Origin of the sequence: Photorhabdus sp. RW14-46, from assembly GCF_963887965.1 — a bacterium.
GTDB classification, from domain to species: domain Bacteria; phylum Pseudomonadota; class Gammaproteobacteria; order Enterobacterales; family Enterobacteriaceae; genus Photorhabdus; species Photorhabdus laumondii.
Genome location: NZ_CAWPHH010000044.1, coordinates 1 through 15,996 on the forward strand (window position 1 = coordinate 1; position 15,996 = coordinate 15,996).

At 44.2% G+C, this 15,996-nt stretch carries 14 protein-coding genes and 2 pseudogenes; 1 reads left to right on the forward strand and 15 read right to left on the reverse strand.

Translation table 11 applies throughout. The annotated features are described in order from the left end of the window. The 5 genes and pseudogenes from AACQ38_RS21500 to pmbA form a co-directional block, all read right to left on the reverse strand. A pseudogene (locus AACQ38_RS21500) lies at positions 1–178 on the reverse strand (phage tail protein); the annotation flags it as partial. A gap of 9 nt (positions 179–187) precedes the next feature. Beyond that, positions 188–844 (reverse strand): phage tail protein, encoded by a 657-nt coding sequence (locus AACQ38_RS21505; protein WP_165579050.1) that lies wholly within the window; start codon positions 842–844, stop codon positions 188–190. Next, positions 837–1,277, reverse strand: a pseudogene (locus AACQ38_RS21510) (baseplate J/gp47 family protein); the annotation flags it as partial. The gene AACQ38_RS21505 and the pseudogene AACQ38_RS21510, both read right to left, overlap by 8 nt. A gap of 87 nt (positions 1,278–1,364) precedes the next feature. After that, a complete protein-coding gene (locus AACQ38_RS21515; protein ID WP_165579051.1) occupies positions 1,365–1,577 on the reverse strand; it encodes a hypothetical protein in 213 nt (70 codons plus the stop codon). 338 nt (positions 1,578–1,915) lie between these two features. Further along, on the reverse strand, positions 1,916–3,256 hold the full coding sequence (pmbA, locus tag AACQ38_RS21520; protein ID WP_165579052.1) for a metalloprotease PmbA: 1,341 nt from the start codon (positions 3,254–3,256) through the stop codon (positions 1,916–1,918). A 201-nt stretch (positions 3,257–3,457) separates the two neighbouring features. Between pmbA and yjgA the strand changes: the two genes are divergently transcribed. Beyond that, positions 3,458–3,997, forward strand: coding sequence for a ribosome biogenesis factor YjgA (gene yjgA / locus AACQ38_RS21525; RefSeq protein WP_011148184.1), 540 nt, complete (start codon positions 3,458–3,460; stop codon positions 3,995–3,997). Between the two features lie 31 nt (positions 3,998–4,028). Here yjgA and AACQ38_RS21530 read toward each other — a convergent pair whose 3' ends face one another. From AACQ38_RS21530 to mreB, 10 genes are all read right to left on the reverse strand, one after another. Next, positions 4,029–4,298, reverse strand: a complete 270-nt coding sequence (locus AACQ38_RS21530; RefSeq protein WP_011148185.1) for a barstar family protein — start codon at positions 4,296–4,298, stop codon at positions 4,029–4,031. A 4-nt stretch (positions 4,299–4,302) separates the two neighbouring features. Further along, the gene (locus AACQ38_RS21535; RefSeq protein ID WP_011148186.1) at positions 4,303–4,767 is read right to left on the reverse strand and encodes a ribonuclease domain-containing protein; all 465 of its coding nucleotides are present in this window, start codon (positions 4,765–4,767) and stop codon (positions 4,303–4,305) included. Positions 4,768–4,809: 42 nt separating this feature from the next. After that, positions 4,810–6,255, reverse strand: a complete 1,446-nt coding sequence (gene tldD / locus AACQ38_RS21540) for a metalloprotease TldD (RefSeq protein WP_165579053.1) — start codon at positions 6,253–6,255, stop codon at positions 4,810–4,812. A gap of 5 nt (positions 6,256–6,260) precedes the next feature. Further along, positions 6,261–7,118 (reverse strand): deaminated glutathione amidase, encoded by an 858-nt coding sequence (gene nit1, locus AACQ38_RS21545; RefSeq protein ID WP_011148188.1) that lies wholly within the window; start codon positions 7,116–7,118, stop codon positions 6,261–6,263. Beyond that, positions 7,115–10,909 (reverse strand): AsmA2 domain-containing protein YhdP, encoded by a 3,795-nt coding sequence (yhdP, locus tag AACQ38_RS21550; RefSeq protein ID WP_165579054.1) that lies wholly within the window; start codon positions 10,907–10,909, stop codon positions 7,115–7,117. The genes nit1 and yhdP overlap by 4 nt, the downstream gene beginning before the upstream one ends. A gap of 47 nt (positions 10,910–10,956) precedes the next feature. Next, positions 10,957–12,426, reverse strand: a complete 1,470-nt coding sequence (rng, locus tag AACQ38_RS21555) for a ribonuclease G (RefSeq protein ID WP_011148190.1) — start codon at positions 12,424–12,426, stop codon at positions 10,957–10,959. Beyond that, complete coding sequence (locus AACQ38_RS21560) at positions 12,423–13,010, reverse strand: Maf family protein (protein WP_011148191.1); 588 nt, start codon at positions 13,008–13,010, stop codon at positions 12,423–12,425. The genes rng and AACQ38_RS21560 overlap by 4 nt, the downstream gene beginning before the upstream one ends. A 165-nt stretch (positions 13,011–13,175) precedes the next feature. Continuing rightward, positions 13,176–13,664: a rod shape-determining protein MreD gene (gene mreD / locus AACQ38_RS21565; protein WP_011148192.1), complete on the reverse strand. Its 489-nt coding sequence runs from the start codon at positions 13,662–13,664 to the stop codon at positions 13,176–13,178. Then, the gene (gene mreC, locus AACQ38_RS21570) at positions 13,664–14,698 is read right to left on the reverse strand and encodes a rod shape-determining protein MreC (protein ID WP_011148193.1); all 1,035 of its coding nucleotides are present in this window, start codon (positions 14,696–14,698) and stop codon (positions 13,664–13,666) included. The genes mreD and mreC overlap by 1 nt, the downstream gene beginning before the upstream one ends. 110 nt (positions 14,699–14,808) lie before the next feature. After that, positions 14,809–15,852 carry a rod shape-determining protein MreB gene (mreB, locus tag AACQ38_RS21575; RefSeq protein ID WP_011148194.1) on the reverse strand — a complete coding sequence of 348 codons (1,044 nt, stop codon included), beginning with the start codon at positions 15,850–15,852 and terminating at the stop codon, positions 14,809–14,811. Between the last annotated feature and the right edge of the window lie 144 nt (positions 15,853–15,996).

Here is a 15,996-nt window from a genome sequence, read left to right on the forward strand (position 1 = left end):
CAGCCTGACGATGCACAATATGACTTTCTGCGGGTAATGTCTCATCGCGATTGATGGCAAGAGTGGGATCTAAATCCGGCACATAAGCAAAAACAAACTCATCCAACACCACGGGCTTTCCCGCCGCGGCCTGCTGTGCTTTCCATTTTTCAAAGTCTACTGTAATCACTGACGCCATATTATTTCCTTATAATGATGCACCGTAGGTCATATTAGGTACGGTAATCGCCTTTAAACTGGCGCTATCAAAAACGGACTCACCCGACATGTAACCCACTTTTAATAGCAAAGGCGGCGAGGACATGGCCGCGTAATAACAGCAATATTCCGCGCCCAAACTGCCCACACGCATAAACAGTTTATTATTCGCCATCACTTCAAAACGGTAGCGGCGGCAAGTGCGGCCATACTGACGAATGATGCTCATCAGCAAATCAGGGTTTTCAGCGACTTGTCCGTCACTGACGCGCAAAATAATCACATCCCAATCTATCGCCGGTTGTCGTTCCAATACTTCAACATGGCCGACACCTAAACGTTCAAAGATAGCGATAAATCCCGCGACACTGCCCGCCTCTCTGGCATTAATAAACGCGTATTTCACCCGTTTACGAAATAATGTCAGCGGTTCACCGTTAAAGCGCTGGATATCCCGCTGATAGGCCAACATCGGCAGTAATTCCGCCGCACAAGTTTCCGCGTCCAATTGGGCTAACGGCCATGTCAGCCAGCGGTAAATCATTAACCAGAACTCACGCACGGCCCAAAGCAGTTTGGCGGGTTCTCCCTTATCCATCCATGACGGCAAGGCCAGCCGCTTGAGTCGTTCCCTGAACTCAGACATGCTTCACCTCAATTATCAGTGATTGCAGCCTGGGCACACTTAAATCACTCAAAATGTCACCCAATGAAAAAGTCAGTGATTCAATCTCGGCAAATTCACGGTGTATTTCTCGCCCCAGGTTGGAAAAGGAAAATCGGGCATACGGCCAGGTTTTTTTCACGTGATATTCCCTATTTTCCCGAAAGGCGCAGCGGATCAGGTTTTCAACATCCGTTTTTAATGTTGTTACCTGTTCCTGGCTGTAGTTCGCCAAATTTGCTACAAACAGCGTGACCAATAATTCATGGTGCGTTTCGGGCATCGGCAGACACTGCATATCATCCCCATGCCCATGATGCCCCTGATGGGTGATGTAATCGTTCACCGCCTCAATAAAGGGCTGGCTGATAACCCCAGAATCCAGCAACAAATAGGCGTTTGCTGTTCCGGTGCCATCCTCTTAATCCCACAATACTGTATATTTATACAGTATATATAAATATAATTAACAAGTGAAGTAATTATGTTATGAAATAGTGTGTTATGTGACTTCTATCGTTTCTGATTCCATTTTCTTCAACATGTTCAGATAATGGCCTTTTGGGTCACGAATAATTTCATTAGTATCAATCTTGATACCCAATTTTTCACTTAACCTACTCATTATCATTTTTGTTGTTTCAGTATGCGTTTTTTTAACTTTATGTAGATGACCGAACATAGATAAACAATAACGCTGTCCATCTATGGTCATACTCCCCCCTCCAGTAACGAACGTGCCAGCACATCACTCATCGCCAAACTCTGTAATTTTGCCGATTCATGAACTCGCTGTATTTTTTCCTTCTCACTCATTTGATGCCAACCGTAATAGAATTCATCTAAATACAGATCACTTCCTTGACTAACCGTATTTCGTGCTTCCGTACAGTTATTGATAATTCATTGATAAATATGTATTTAATTGATTTTCTTATGGTATTCACAGGATTAGAATTACTTTACCAACCAGAAGCTGCCGGCGAGCTCCACCGTTAATTCAGCCAGCCCATTTGATCCGGGCTGACTAAAGTCATCGGAAACGAGTATCTCTTATTGACCAGCGATACTCATTTCCGGCAGTAAGACTGAACCACACTGGATATTACTCCGCGTTTCAATATCATTCCCAATAGTGACCATATTGGCCCACATATCCTTTAGATTGCCTGCAATAGTAATCTCGCTGACAGGATACTGAATCTCACCATTTTCTACCCAAAAACCAGCGGCACCACGGGAATAGTCGCCGGTTACTGCACTGACTCCCTGCCCCATCAGTTCAGTGACTACTAAGCCAGTTCCCATCTGACGCAGTAAACCTGCAAAATCTTGACCTTGCCCTGCAATGCACCAGTTATGAATCCCTCCTGCATGGCCGGTGCTTGCCATTCCTAGCTTACGGGCAGAATAACTCGTCAGAAGCCAAGTCTGTAATATACCATCCTTGATAATATCCCGGTTGCAGGTAGAAACACCTTCACTATCAAATGGGGAAGATGCCAGCCCCGCCAGCAAGTGTGGCCGCTCTTCAATTGTCAGCCATGATGGCAGGATTTGTTTGCCCAAATGATCAAGCAGGAAAGAGGATTTCCGGTAAATACTGCTACCACTGATAGCACCAACCAAATGACCAAAAAGGCCCGTTGCAACCTCCGCAGCAAACAACACCGGTGCTTTCATAGTCGGTAATTTACGTGGCGACAAACGAGATAATGCACGACGAGCACACTCCTGCCCAACCCATTCTGGCGATTTTAAATCTTCAAAACGGCGATTAATGGTATACGCATAGTCACGCTCCATATCGCCATCAAGTTCAGCAATCACACAACTCGACATTGAATGACGGCTGGAGCAATAACTTTGCAACATACCATGGCTGTTACCAAACACTCTGATACCATAATGGCTGTTAAAACTGCCACCTTCAGTATTGGTAATACGCTTATCGGCCTGTAATGCAGTTTGTTCCGCACGAGCAGCCAGTTCAATTGCTTTATCAGCATCCAACTCTGTTGGATGGAACAAATTAAGATCTGGCGCTTCAAATGCCAGTAGCGCTTTATCTGCCGGGCCAGCACATGGGTCCTGAGAGGTATAACGAGCGATATCAACCGCAGCCTGAACAGTGCGAGCAATAGCATCCGGGCTTAAATCTGTTGATGATGCACTACCTTTACGTTGCTGATGGTATACGGTAATCCCCAACGCACCATCACTGTTGAATTCTACATTTTCTATTTCACCAAAGCGGGTGCTGACACTAATACCCGTTGTTTTATTAACCGCAACCTCCGCAGCATCACAACCCGCTTTTGCCAGCTCTAGTGCCTGTGAAACTGCATTTTCCAGTTGTTTGCGTTGTTGCGCAATTTGATCCGTGATTTTCATTACTTACCCGTAATTTGATGAATAAAGGGAAAATCTGTCGGGAAAACAGGACCTTTTTATCCACACAGCCAATGCCGAGTGGTAATCCGGCGTTTTTCCCAGTTACAATACACAATATTAGGATGTTAACACCCACCGGGCTACAGGTCATGCACCAAAAATCAACCTGCCAGCTCCGGCCTTTTTAAAAGGAAAACCACTATGGCGAAGCAGCCTGAAGATTGGCTCAATGATTATCCTGCTGAAGAGGAAGAAGAAGAGATAATCTGGGTCAGTAAAAGCGAAATTAAACGTGATGCCGAAGCATTGAAAAAGCTGGGTACAGAATTGGTTGAGCTCAGCAAAAGTGCGCTTGAACGCGTTCCGTTAGATGAAGATCTGCTGGCCGCCATTGAACTTGCACAGAAGATAAAAAGAGAGGGGCGCCGTCGCCAATTACAATTTATTGGCAAACTGCTGCGTACCCGGGATGTCGAGCCAATTACCATTGCGCTTGATAAACTGAAAAATCGCCATAATCAGCAAATCACTCTGCTCCATAAACTGGAAGAATTACGTGATAAATTGATTGATGGCAATGACGATGTTATTGATGAGGTTGTGGCGTTATTCCCACAAACCGATCGCCAGCAATTGCGTACTTTGATCCGCAACGCCAAAAAAGAAAAGGCGGCAAATAAGCCACCTAAATCTTATCGTCAGATTTTCCAGTATCTTAAAGATATGGCTGAATCCGCTTAACGACCTAAAACCCGGAAGGTTCTAATTTCTGTTAGGGGAAAATATTAAAACTAAGTTCCCCTTCCAGTTCTTCTTCTGCTTCTTCAAACAAAAGCACTAACGAGGAGAAATCGCGTTCTTTCTGCTGCGTAAAATGGATGAAATTGACCTCTACAGGTAACTCAATTCCGCCTGTCACAACATCCCACAGAGCATCCAAATTACTACCAAACTCATCTCCTAACTCAAATTGTTCAGAAAACTGCTGATAGAACATTTTCAGATCAGGGATACGGTCAAAATCAAACTCCACTTTATGCATAGAATTACTCCATTAAGGTAAAACTTCTGTAATGATCCAACGTCAGATAAATCAGACCATCAGATGAATAAAGCAATCTGTCACTCCCTCGGTGCCCACAACGGTAGTTAACATCTGCTTCAAACCACTGACGTTTCGGTTTCATTGGTAGCTTTTTTTCACGATTAGTAAATTTGTCACCACCAATTGCTCTACCCGGCAGAACTTGACATAAATTTCCCTGTTTTGCATTCCAGCCAAGATCGCGGGCCTGCTTCTTAGTAATATAAATATCGGGCAATTTATTATTCTGTCGTAAGTAAGCCACCACATTATTCTGTTCAGTTAGCCCTTCAATCCGTTGTATTGCTGAGGTACTCCTACCTGTTTCTGGCTCCTGCAACAGTGTCTTATCAACACCTTTAGCAAAAGTACCACAAGTCACAGCCAAAACAGTCAGTAACACACCTGCTAGCCAAGTCTTCTTCATGACTATCCTTATAATGATCTATCTCAGATAAACAGCCAAAAATCAGGCTGTTCCTCCAACGGTCAAGTTGTCCAGTTTCAAAGTAGGCTGACCAACACCAACAGGTACGCTCTGGCCCTCTTTGCCACAAACCCCGACACCTTTATCTAGATCAAGATCGTTTCCTACCATAGAGATCTGCTGCATCGCCTCAATACCGGAACCGATAAGAGTTGCACCTTTCACTGGTTTGGTAATTTTACCGTTCTCAATCAGATAAGCCTCCGATGTCGAGAACACGAATTTACCGGAAGTGATATCCACTTGACCACCACCAAAATTTGGCGCATATAAACCATTTTCTACACTACTTATGATCTCTTCTGGCGTGGAATGACCCGCCAGCAAATAGGTATTAGTCATACGAGGCATTGGCAAATGGGCATAAGATTCACGGCGACCATTGCCAGTCGGCGCGACCCCCATCAGACGTGCATTCATTTTGTCCTGCATGTAACCTTTCAGAATGCCATTTTCAATCAATACATTGTATTGTCCAGGAACGCCTTCATCATCAATTGCCAATGACCCACGGCGACCTTTTATCGTGCCATCATCAACCACAGTACAGAGTTCTGACGCGACCTTCTCACCAATCTGACCAGAAAACACCGAAGTACCACGGCGGTTAAAATCACCTTCCAGCCCATGACCAACAGCTTCATGCAGCAATACTCCCGGCCAACCAGCCCCTAGAACAACCGGCATAGTACCAGCAGGTGCAGCAACAGCGGAAAGATTCACCAGTGCCATACGAACAGCTTCACGGGCAAATTGTTCTGCACGGATCTGACCACTAGCCACTTCCAGAAAATATTCATAACCGTAACGGCCACCACCACCGCTGGTGCCGTGTTCACGTTTGCCGTTATCTTCCACCAGTACCGTGACAGATAAGCGAACGAGAGGACGAATATCAGCAGCCAAGGTCCCATCGGTTGCCGCAACCAACACCCGTTCATAGATCCCTGTCAGGCTAGCATTGACTTCTTGTACTCTCGGATCTTCAGCACGAGCCACCTGATCCACACGCTGCAATAATGCGATCTTTTCTTCACGGGAAAAACTTTGCAGCGGATCAATTGCTGCATAAAGCTGAGAATAGGTCACTTCGCCAAAGGTATGAACTTTACCATTCCCATTTTCATGGACGATGTTACGGGCAGCCTGTGCACTTTGTTGCAGCGCATTCAACGTGATCTGGTCTGCATAAGCAAAACCCGTTTTTTCACCACTGATTGCCCTAACGCCAACCCCCTGATCAATATTATAGGAACCATCCTTAATAATCCGATCTTCCAACACCCAAGATTCATGGTAACTGGACTGAAAATAGAGATCGGCATAATCCAGTCGACGTTCAGCCAGTTGACCGAGTACTGAAAACAGATCTTGATGGCTTAATTTATTTGCAGCCAGTAAGTGTTCACTGACAGAAGTTAAACTCATAATTGCTACTCTTTAATTTGCGGTATTTTTTCAATCAAGGAAGTCAACTGCGGCCGGAAGCGGTTATGTTTCACCACTTTCATCTGCTCACGCATAATCTTCAAGCTATCTGCCCTGACATTCAGTTGTAGTGCACTGACTGCATCGGGATTTTTCTTAATCACTTTCCCCCAGCCATCCACTGCCATTGAGTGACCCCACGTCTGACGGGTTCCATGTACACCAACCTGAGCCGGCGCTAACAGAATACACTGGTTCTCAATAGCGCGAGCCCGTAACAGTGGCTCCCAGTGTGCTTTTCCTGTTAAGCGGGTAAATGCCGCAGGAACAGATATCAACTCAGCGCCTTGCTCACGTAGCGCCTGAAATAACCCTGGGAAGCGCAGATCATAACATATGGTCATTCCGAGACGACCAACAGGTGTATCTACAACGGTAATATGTTCCCCACGCTGGAAAACAGATGATTCATTATATGATCCATGTTCATCATTAATATTGACATCAAACATATGGATTTTGTCGTAACGGGCGCAAATCTTACCCTGATCATCAAACAACAGACTACTACTGGTAAGTCGTTCAGGATTTTCACGACTGATAAGCGGCATAGAACCGATTAATAACCAAACACCATAACGGCGAGCAATCTCACTGACAGCTTGCTGCAAAGGCCCATGCCCCTGCTGTTCTGCATGCCTACGATAGCTATCAGCATTAGCAAACAACAATGCATTTTCCGGGGTCATGACAAACTTGATAGTATCCGGCAACTGCTTAATTTGTTGTTCAATTTGCGCCAAATTATGTTTGATATTCTCACCGCTACATAACTGCAAGAGTGCAACATTAACGTTTCTCATGTTCCTCTATTCTCCTTAAGCTGACGCAGAACTTCATCAATTTTCGGTTGTTCAAGATTACCAGTAATCCGGTAACGAATAACGGATATCTTATTCCATAACGGCCCCAAAACCTTGGTCGCTGCGAATAATGCAGCACCTGCCATCGGATTGATGACAAAAGCCGTCGCTACTCCCACAGTAGCAGAAATCTCCGGCGTGACGATGGCTTCTATATTGATCTGTTGGCGAACAAGATCGATCTCACCTTTCGTTATTACATCCGCAATCAACCCATCGACCCGTAAATTTTCAGTCTTGAGTATCCCATTTTTTACTGAAACATCACCACGAATTGAATCAAATTCAAAATCCTGGCTAAAGGTATCGCTGAAATCGAGCTGTAATTTACGTAACAAAGCATCAAAACTGACTAATTTTAGTAATTGGCTAGCACTTCCCCCACCCAATTTTTCAATAGCACCTTTGCCTAAGTCACTCTTAAGATTGCCATTCAGCGTCTGAAAATTGGGTTTCCACGGTGTATCCCACCAATTAAAATCAAAACCGAAGGTAAACGGTGAATTAACAATCGGTACAACTATACCAAGGTAAGATGCCATCTCATCAAACTTTTCACCAGAAAATTGCCCCATAATACGAGTATTATTCCCTACAGCCCCTTCTTGCCAACGACCTGCCAAAGTTAATTTACTGACACTGTTTTCTACTATTCCATCTCTTAATACCAGCGAATTACCTTCTGGAATCAGGGAACCAGACACCTTCCCAAGTTTCAATCCCATAATCCAGCATTCAGAACAGATGATGTCTAATGAAGGCCATTGGTTCAACGAATAACGCAGAGTTGTACCTGTCTGAGATTGCTTAGGTAAATCCGATTCAGCTTGCTGAGAGCTATGTTGCAGAGGACTATAGTACAGATGACTCAAATTCATTTGCCAAGAGCCACTATTACGGATATTAAGTTTACCGTTGATTTCCCGACTATTAGCCGTGATCTGCGTTCCCCAAAGCTGTTTTTCCACATCCAACGATAACTGATTCCAACGTTGTCCCCCCGCATCCAATGATGGAAGTGATATATGCAGATGCTGTGGCAACATTGACATACCTGCCAATGAAGAACCAGAAGTCAGAGGCGCAATCAACCCCAACCACTCTTCCCCCTCAACTGCCGGAAGATTCAATTCCAATAGGGATTTTTCAGGCAAATCAGGAATTTTATCGCTGCCTTGTAAAATTCCACGTGACAGTTGAGTGCTTTTCCCTGCCAGACGCCATTGAGTATTAAATGCATACTGTTTATCCAAAGTGCCTTTTACTTGCAACTGCTCCATATCACCATCAGCCAGAATATGAAGAGCACGCGGTTCATCCGCTTTCAGGACAGATAAATAACTATCCACTTGTGATAAATCAACGTCGATTTTCATATCATATTGAGGCTTGCCCTGAAACGGCAAACTGACACCGACCTTCCCTTCCCAATCAACAGAGCCAGAAAACGCTTTAGCAATCGCTGGTGAAAATTTAGATAATTTTGCCACAGCCCAACGCGCATTCAGACCAACATCGACTCGGTAGTTTTTGGGTAAACTTTTAGTAGAAAAATCAACTGTAACAGGCTGCCCAAGCCATTGGGCCGATAATTTTCCGCTTTGTAAATTACCATTATCAAAGCGAAACCGGCCACTCACATTTTTCATTTCGCTATCTAGAGGCTTAATCAACAAGTGATTATTTTTTAAAGTCACCTCGCCACGGGCATCCACATTGCCACCATTGAGTGGAATATCCAAATGCAAATTACCCGCAATCTGACCACCAACCTGCAATATATCCAGCGTTTCACCAACAGAATTTGCTAACGGGCTACGGGTAAAATATTCATGAATATCTTTGCCATCTCCCAAAAGATCAGCGTCGATTAATAATTTCTTGCTACGATAATTAGGAATTACTGCTGAAAGATTACTCGCTTTCACTTCACCAAGTGCCGTTTGCGGAGCAAACATCCATAGACCGTTATTCTGGAAATTAAAATCAATATTGAAATCCAGCAGTGCCGGCCAGTTTGGTTGGTACTGAAAAGTCGCATGACGCAATGGAGCAAAAACTTGAAACTGGCCATTATTCTTTGCAAATGGGAAATCTTTTGGATTGCCTTGAAAAACAAAAGTCGCGTTTTCTATCTGCCCTTTAATAATTGAAGCTGTTAGATAGTCAGTCAGTGGTGTCCCCATCAAAGGTTCTGGAAAATATCTCCAGGCATCACCTGCGTCATAAACCCGTACTCCCGCCAGAATACTTAGCGCCGGAGGCTGTTCTTTAGGCTGTTGATAACGAAAATCACCATTGACCCACAATGATTTCGCCTGCAAATCCAATCCTTGACTCCAAAGTTGTAAACCTCGCCTACCTTGCCGCCAGAGTATTTCGCCATGACTTTGGGATATCTCAAACGGTGCCAGAAACATATCTCGATAATCAACGACACTATTCTTCAATGCAAAACTCAGTTTGCCTTGCCGCAAGCTGCCATTAAAAGCACCAGAGAAATTATCAATAGAAGGCAATTCCTGCCAACGCTGCCAACTGACATTCTGCCATTGCATACTGATTCGGGAATCATCTGCCATTTTAGGTGTAATATCGAGGGCAAGATACTTTACCAATCCTTGTGGCTGACGATGCTGCCAATCCTTCACAATATCAGGGGTCAAAAAAGAAAAAGTCGGTAAAATGCTACTTAGCCGTTCAAGTTGAATGTTTTTTGCCCGGACACGCCAATGATCATGACCATCAACTCTCTTGGCTTCCGGCAAATAGAGCACAGATACTTTTCCTGACGGCCATTGCTGACCATCAGTGATTAAATTTGCCAATTCAGGTGCATCAAACAACCAACCACCATCTTGGCGACGCATCCGTAACACCAGATCACTGACAGAAAGGTTGTGGGATTTGTTAGCAACTTTCCAATTAGCTTTTCCCTGACGGAGTTGCAGTTGACCACCATCAATCCGACCATCTTTCAGCATAATCCAGCTAGACAAACTAAACTCAGCATCCTTCAGCCCAGTATTATCCTGCAACCAATGGCTTAACCACGGATGAACATCAACATTATCTGCCTGTAAATAAATAGTACCGTTATCCAATACGCCATTAGTGTCACGCAAATCAAATTTAACTTGTATATCCCCATGCTGATTATTGATCGAAGAGAGGCTAATTTTCCCTTGAGCTCGGTGACGATTATCTTTATTCAGCCAGGTTAATTGTGGTAATAGAAGATCAGCCCGTTCACCAGAAGGAGTAAGGAAAGTAAAACGGCTATCTTGCAGATTAAAATGATCAAACTGCTCCAGAAACAGATCAGAAAATAGATCCGATTGGGAAAACATATTACCGTTTTGATCATTAAACAGCGGTTGATAGTAATCTACTTGTAACTGATAAAAAGTAAGATCGCGGAAATTCCAACGCATTCTTAGTAAAGATAACCAGATATCCAATGCAACCGTGATCTTTTTGGCTTTCACATCTGCATTTGCGGTTTTTACACTGATATCACGTAATTCAAAAACAGGCCCGAAAGATTCCCATTCTCCCGCAATATATCCAGCATCAATAGGTACACCAATAATTGACTCAATTTTAGCGAATAATTGTGGGCGGTAATCATTAATATGTGGCAGGATAAAACGTAATCCACTAACAAGCAAAGCCACAATGATAATGACTATTGCGGCTGTCGCTAATAATACTCCCGGCAGTCGCCTCACACGCATCTCCTTGGTTACCAATGCTGTTATGTCAGCAAATCAGATGGTTACATCATAACTACGTCAAATTGTTCCTGACTGTAGAGCTGTTCTGTCTGAACTTTTACCTGCTTACCGACAAAAATCTCCACTTCCGCCAGTGCATGAGATTCCTCCCCTTTCAGCGCTTCGGACACTGCGGGTGAGGCATAAATAAGGAAACGATCTGCGTCAACGGCCCGGTGCACACGCACGATTTCACGCATAATCTCATAACAGACAGTTTCAACAGATTTCACGGTTCCCCTTCCTTTACAAGTAGGGCAATCGCCGCAAAGTATATGCTCGATACTTTCACGAGTCCGCTTACGAGTCATTTCCACCAGTCCGAGTTGTGAAAAACCATTAATCGTGGTTTTAACACGATCTTTACTCAGCACCTGCTCAAGAGAAGCCAATACCCGTCGGCGGTGTTCCTCGCTATTCATATCGATAAAATCGATAATAATAATACCCCCTAGATTACGCAGCCTTAATTGTCTGGCAATAGCTTGCGTCGCTTCAATATTGGTATTAAAAATAGTTTCTTCCAAATTGCGATGGCCGACAAATGCACCAGTATTAATATCAATTGTGGTCATCGCTTCAGTTTGGTCAATAATCAAATAACCACCTGATTTTAATTCAACTTTGCGATCGAGTGCTCGCTGAATTTCATTTTCTACATCAAACAGATCGAAAATAGGCTGATTACCGTTATAAAGTTCCAATCTGGCTGTCATTTTAGGAATATATTCGCGAATAAATTCCTGTAACTGAGTAAAGGTCAAACGAGAATCCACACGAATACGATCAAGGGCTGCTCCAGCGAAATCACGCAAAATACGATGAGCCAAAGCCAATTCGCCATAAAGTTTATTTTTAGTGACATTGCGCTTTTTACGCTCCATCACCTTACTCCACAATCGTTTCAAGAAAGCCGCATCCTGAGCTAATTCTTCGTCGCCAACGCCCTCGGCAGCCGTCCGAATAATGAAACCACCATGTTCATCACAATAGTCAGCAACAATATTTTTCAGGCGATTACGCTCTTCTTCACTTTCAATACGTTGTGAAACCCCGACATGAGATGCGCCGGGCATAAATACAAGATAACGGGAAGGTAAGGTAATATCAGTCGTTAGCCGAGCGCCTTTGGTGCCAAGGGGATCTTTCACTACCTGAACCATTAAATCTTGTCCCTGGCGAACCAACTCAGCAATATCTTTAACATGAAAGTTCTTTTGCTCCTCACCGGCAATACATTCCGTATGAGGCACAATATCTGAGGCATGAAGAAAGGCGGCTTTTTCCAGCCCAATATCAACAAAAGCAGCCTGCATTCCTGGTAATACCCGACTTACACGACCTTTATAAATATTGCCGACAATTCCCCTTTTGGCTTCCCTTTCTATATGGATTTCTTGCAAAATCCCACCATCAATGTAGGCAACGCGCGTTTCAGATGGTGTGATATTGACTAATAACTCTGCTGTCATGAGTTCCCCTTCCCATCAACTAACGCAAAAAACTTTGTGATTAATTCGTGTGTTTCCACCAATGGCAAACCAACAACTGAGTGATAACTACCATTCAGCGTTTTAACAAAGCAACCCGCTTTTCCCTGAATACCATAAGCCCCCGCTTTGTCCATCGGCTCACCGGTTGCTACATAATCCAAAATTTCCTGTGTGGATAATTGGCGAAAGGTTACATCTGTAATAACTATATCACTTAAAGTACGCTGACTATCTGATATAGCAATAGCTGTAATCACCTGATGACTCTGACCGGAAAGTGCACTGAGCATTGCAACGGCATGTTGCTCGCTACGTGGTTTTTCTAGAACCTTACCATTCAATACAACAACAGTATCCGCTCCCAACACCAGAAAATCCTCCGGTGCAATAGCCACTCCCGCTAGAGATTTATCTTTTGCTAATCGGCTGACATACTGACGCGGAGTTTCACCCTCTTGCCGTTGCTCCTTTACCTGAGGAGAAAGAATTTCAAATTTAAAGTCCAATAATTCAACCAGCTCACGCCGCCTTGGTGAGCCGGAAGCCAGATAAAGGGTTTTCATGATGATATCGTCCTTACTACTACCTATCTCATTAGGCTATTTCATTTGCCATTTTGAGGTTATATACACTACTCATATCCTCAAGTTATTTGGAAAGAATGGCCTGCATCAGTAACGCCTGCTGGAATAAGCTCTGTCAGGACATTAAAAACAGCAATCCGACCACTAATGTACATTAAACTGACGACGGATTTTTCGCATTAACAGGAACAACCACGGCCAAAGAATACCATTGACCAAACTGTTCCAGAACACTTCTGGATGAAAAGCAACATTTGATAACAAAAATTCTGCCCAAAAAACGCTGAAATCCATCAGTACCGATAAAGCAACGACAACCAAAGCCTGCTGCCAAAGTGCCATATTGCGAAATAATTGAAACTTAAATGACACCAAATAACTCACAAGGCTGTAAGCCAAAGCGTTAACACCCAGTGTCGCTCCCTGAATCAAATCTACGATGATCCCCAATATAAAACCGGTACCAACACTGACTCTATGCGGTAACGCCATCACCCAATAAATCAACAATAGTGCCGACCAAGTTGGCCGATACATATAAATTTGCTCCGGCCACGGCATAATTTGCAGCACCATTGCAATCAAGAAAGATAACCAAATGATCCAACGCCCATGACTCCGGTATTGATTCATTAACGATTTCCCGAATTTATAAATTTAGCCGACGTTATTGTCGATTCAGCATCTTTTACTCTTTCTGTTGTCTTGGTTGCTTCATCAGAAACAGACGATGGTGCTGGTGGCCCCATTTCATTTGCATGTGGCAATACCTGAGGCATCATTTGCATTAAACGTTCGTTGGCTACACGATAAACCTCTGATGGCGGCAATGGTTCAGATGGATTATTATCCGCCCCCCACAACAACAACAAATAACGCAAACGCTGTAATTCTGCCGTTGGCCGAGCATGAATCACAGTATAAGCCCGTTGATTATCGACTTTAACTGACGAAACCACAGCAACCGGATAACCTTCCGGGAAACGCCCCCCTAACCCAGAAGTCACCAACACATCCCCAACCCGAATATCTGTGTTGCTTGGTAATAACTCAAACTGCAAATCATCAGTACAACCTGCACCAGCAATAATAGCCCTGATATCATTACGTAAGACCTGGATTGGTAAAGCATGAGTCGTATCACAAATCAGTAATACCCGGCTAGTAAACTGACTGACAGCAACAACCTGACCAACAATGCCTTTATCACTGATAACAGGTTGCCCTTCATAAACACCTTCTCTTGATCCCTTATCGATGACGACCTGATCACTATAAGGATTAGCCCTACCGGAGATCACCTGCGTCACCATCATGTGTTCATCCTGACGTAAAGGTGATCCCAATAGCTCACGCAAGCGGGAATTTTCTTGCTTAAGTTGGCCTAACAACAGCATATCGCTATTTTTCATCAATAATTCTTGGCGTAAAGCACGATTTTCCAATCGAAGTTGTTCACGGGAAGCAAGGGTTTCTGACACACCATCAAGCACTTGACGCGGGCCATTGGCGAGAAAATAAAATGGACTGACTACCGTATCCATATAATTACGGACTTTACTGAGAGCATCAAGGCGGCTGTCTGCCACAACCAAAGCAATGGCAACAATAACAGCAAAGAAAAGTCGTAATTGCAGGGAAGGCCCTCTGCTAAAAATTGGCTTCATAAGCTGCGCTATTCCAAACTGTACTGTTTCATAAACAATGGAATTCCCAGACAGCAATCGCAAGGAGGTCTGAGCTGCCCGTCATTCCCCCCTCACTTGCAAGTTAACACTCACTCCTCGCTGAAGAGTTCACCGCCATGCATGTCGATCATTTCAAGTGCTTTCCCGCCACCACGAGCAACACACGTCAATGGATCTTCCGCAACAATGACCGGAATACCAGTTTCCTCTATCAGTAAACGGTCAAGATTGCGCAATAATGCACCACCTCCGGTTAAGATCATACCTCGTTCTGAAATATCGGAAGCCAATTCTGGTGGACACTGCTCAAGAGCGACCATGACAGCACTGACAATACCCGTTAAAGGCTCTTGCAGAGCTTCAAGAATTTCATTGGAGTTAAGCGTAAAGCCACGTGGCACACCTTCAGCCAAGTTACGACCACGAACTTCAATCTCCAGCATCTCATCACCAGGATAAGCAGAACCGATCGTGTGCTTAATACGCTCAGCCGTTGCTTCACCAATCAGTGAACCATAATTACGACGAACGTAATTGATAATAGCCTCATCAAAGCGATCACCACCGATACGTACAGAAGATGAATAAACAACCCCGTTCAAAGAGATAACCGCCACTTCCGTAGTGCCACCACCAATATCCACAACCATTGAGCCCGTGGCTTCAGAAACAGGTAAGCCAGCACCAATCGCCGCAGCCATAGGTTCTTCAATCAAAAACACTTCACGAGCGCCAGCACTGAGTGCAGATTCACGGATTGCCCGACGCTCAACTTGCGTTGCACCAACCGGTACACAAACCAAAACTCGCGGGCTTGGACGCATGAAACTGTTGCTATGAACTTGCTTAATAAAGTGTTGCAGCATCTTCTCTGTAACATAAAAATCGGCAATCACCCCATCTTTCATCGGACGAATTGCAGCAATATTACCCGGTGTTCGACCCAGCATTTGCTTTGCTTCTTGCCCAACGGCAGCAACACTTTTCGATGAACCTGCACGATCCTGACGGATTGCGACGACAGAAGGTTCATTCAATACAATACCCTGACCTTTGACGTAAATAAGGGTATTGGCGGTACCCAAGTCAATAGACAAGTCGTTGGAAAACATGCCACGAAATTTTTTAAACATAGCGAAAGGATAATCCTGCAAGCTGGGGACGGAACGAAACCCGTCTACTCTACCAACCACATGAAGCAGCGACAAGGCGCACAAGCACCTGCTTCAATAAAAAAGTGGCTACGTTATTCATATCAACAACGTGATATTCTACGT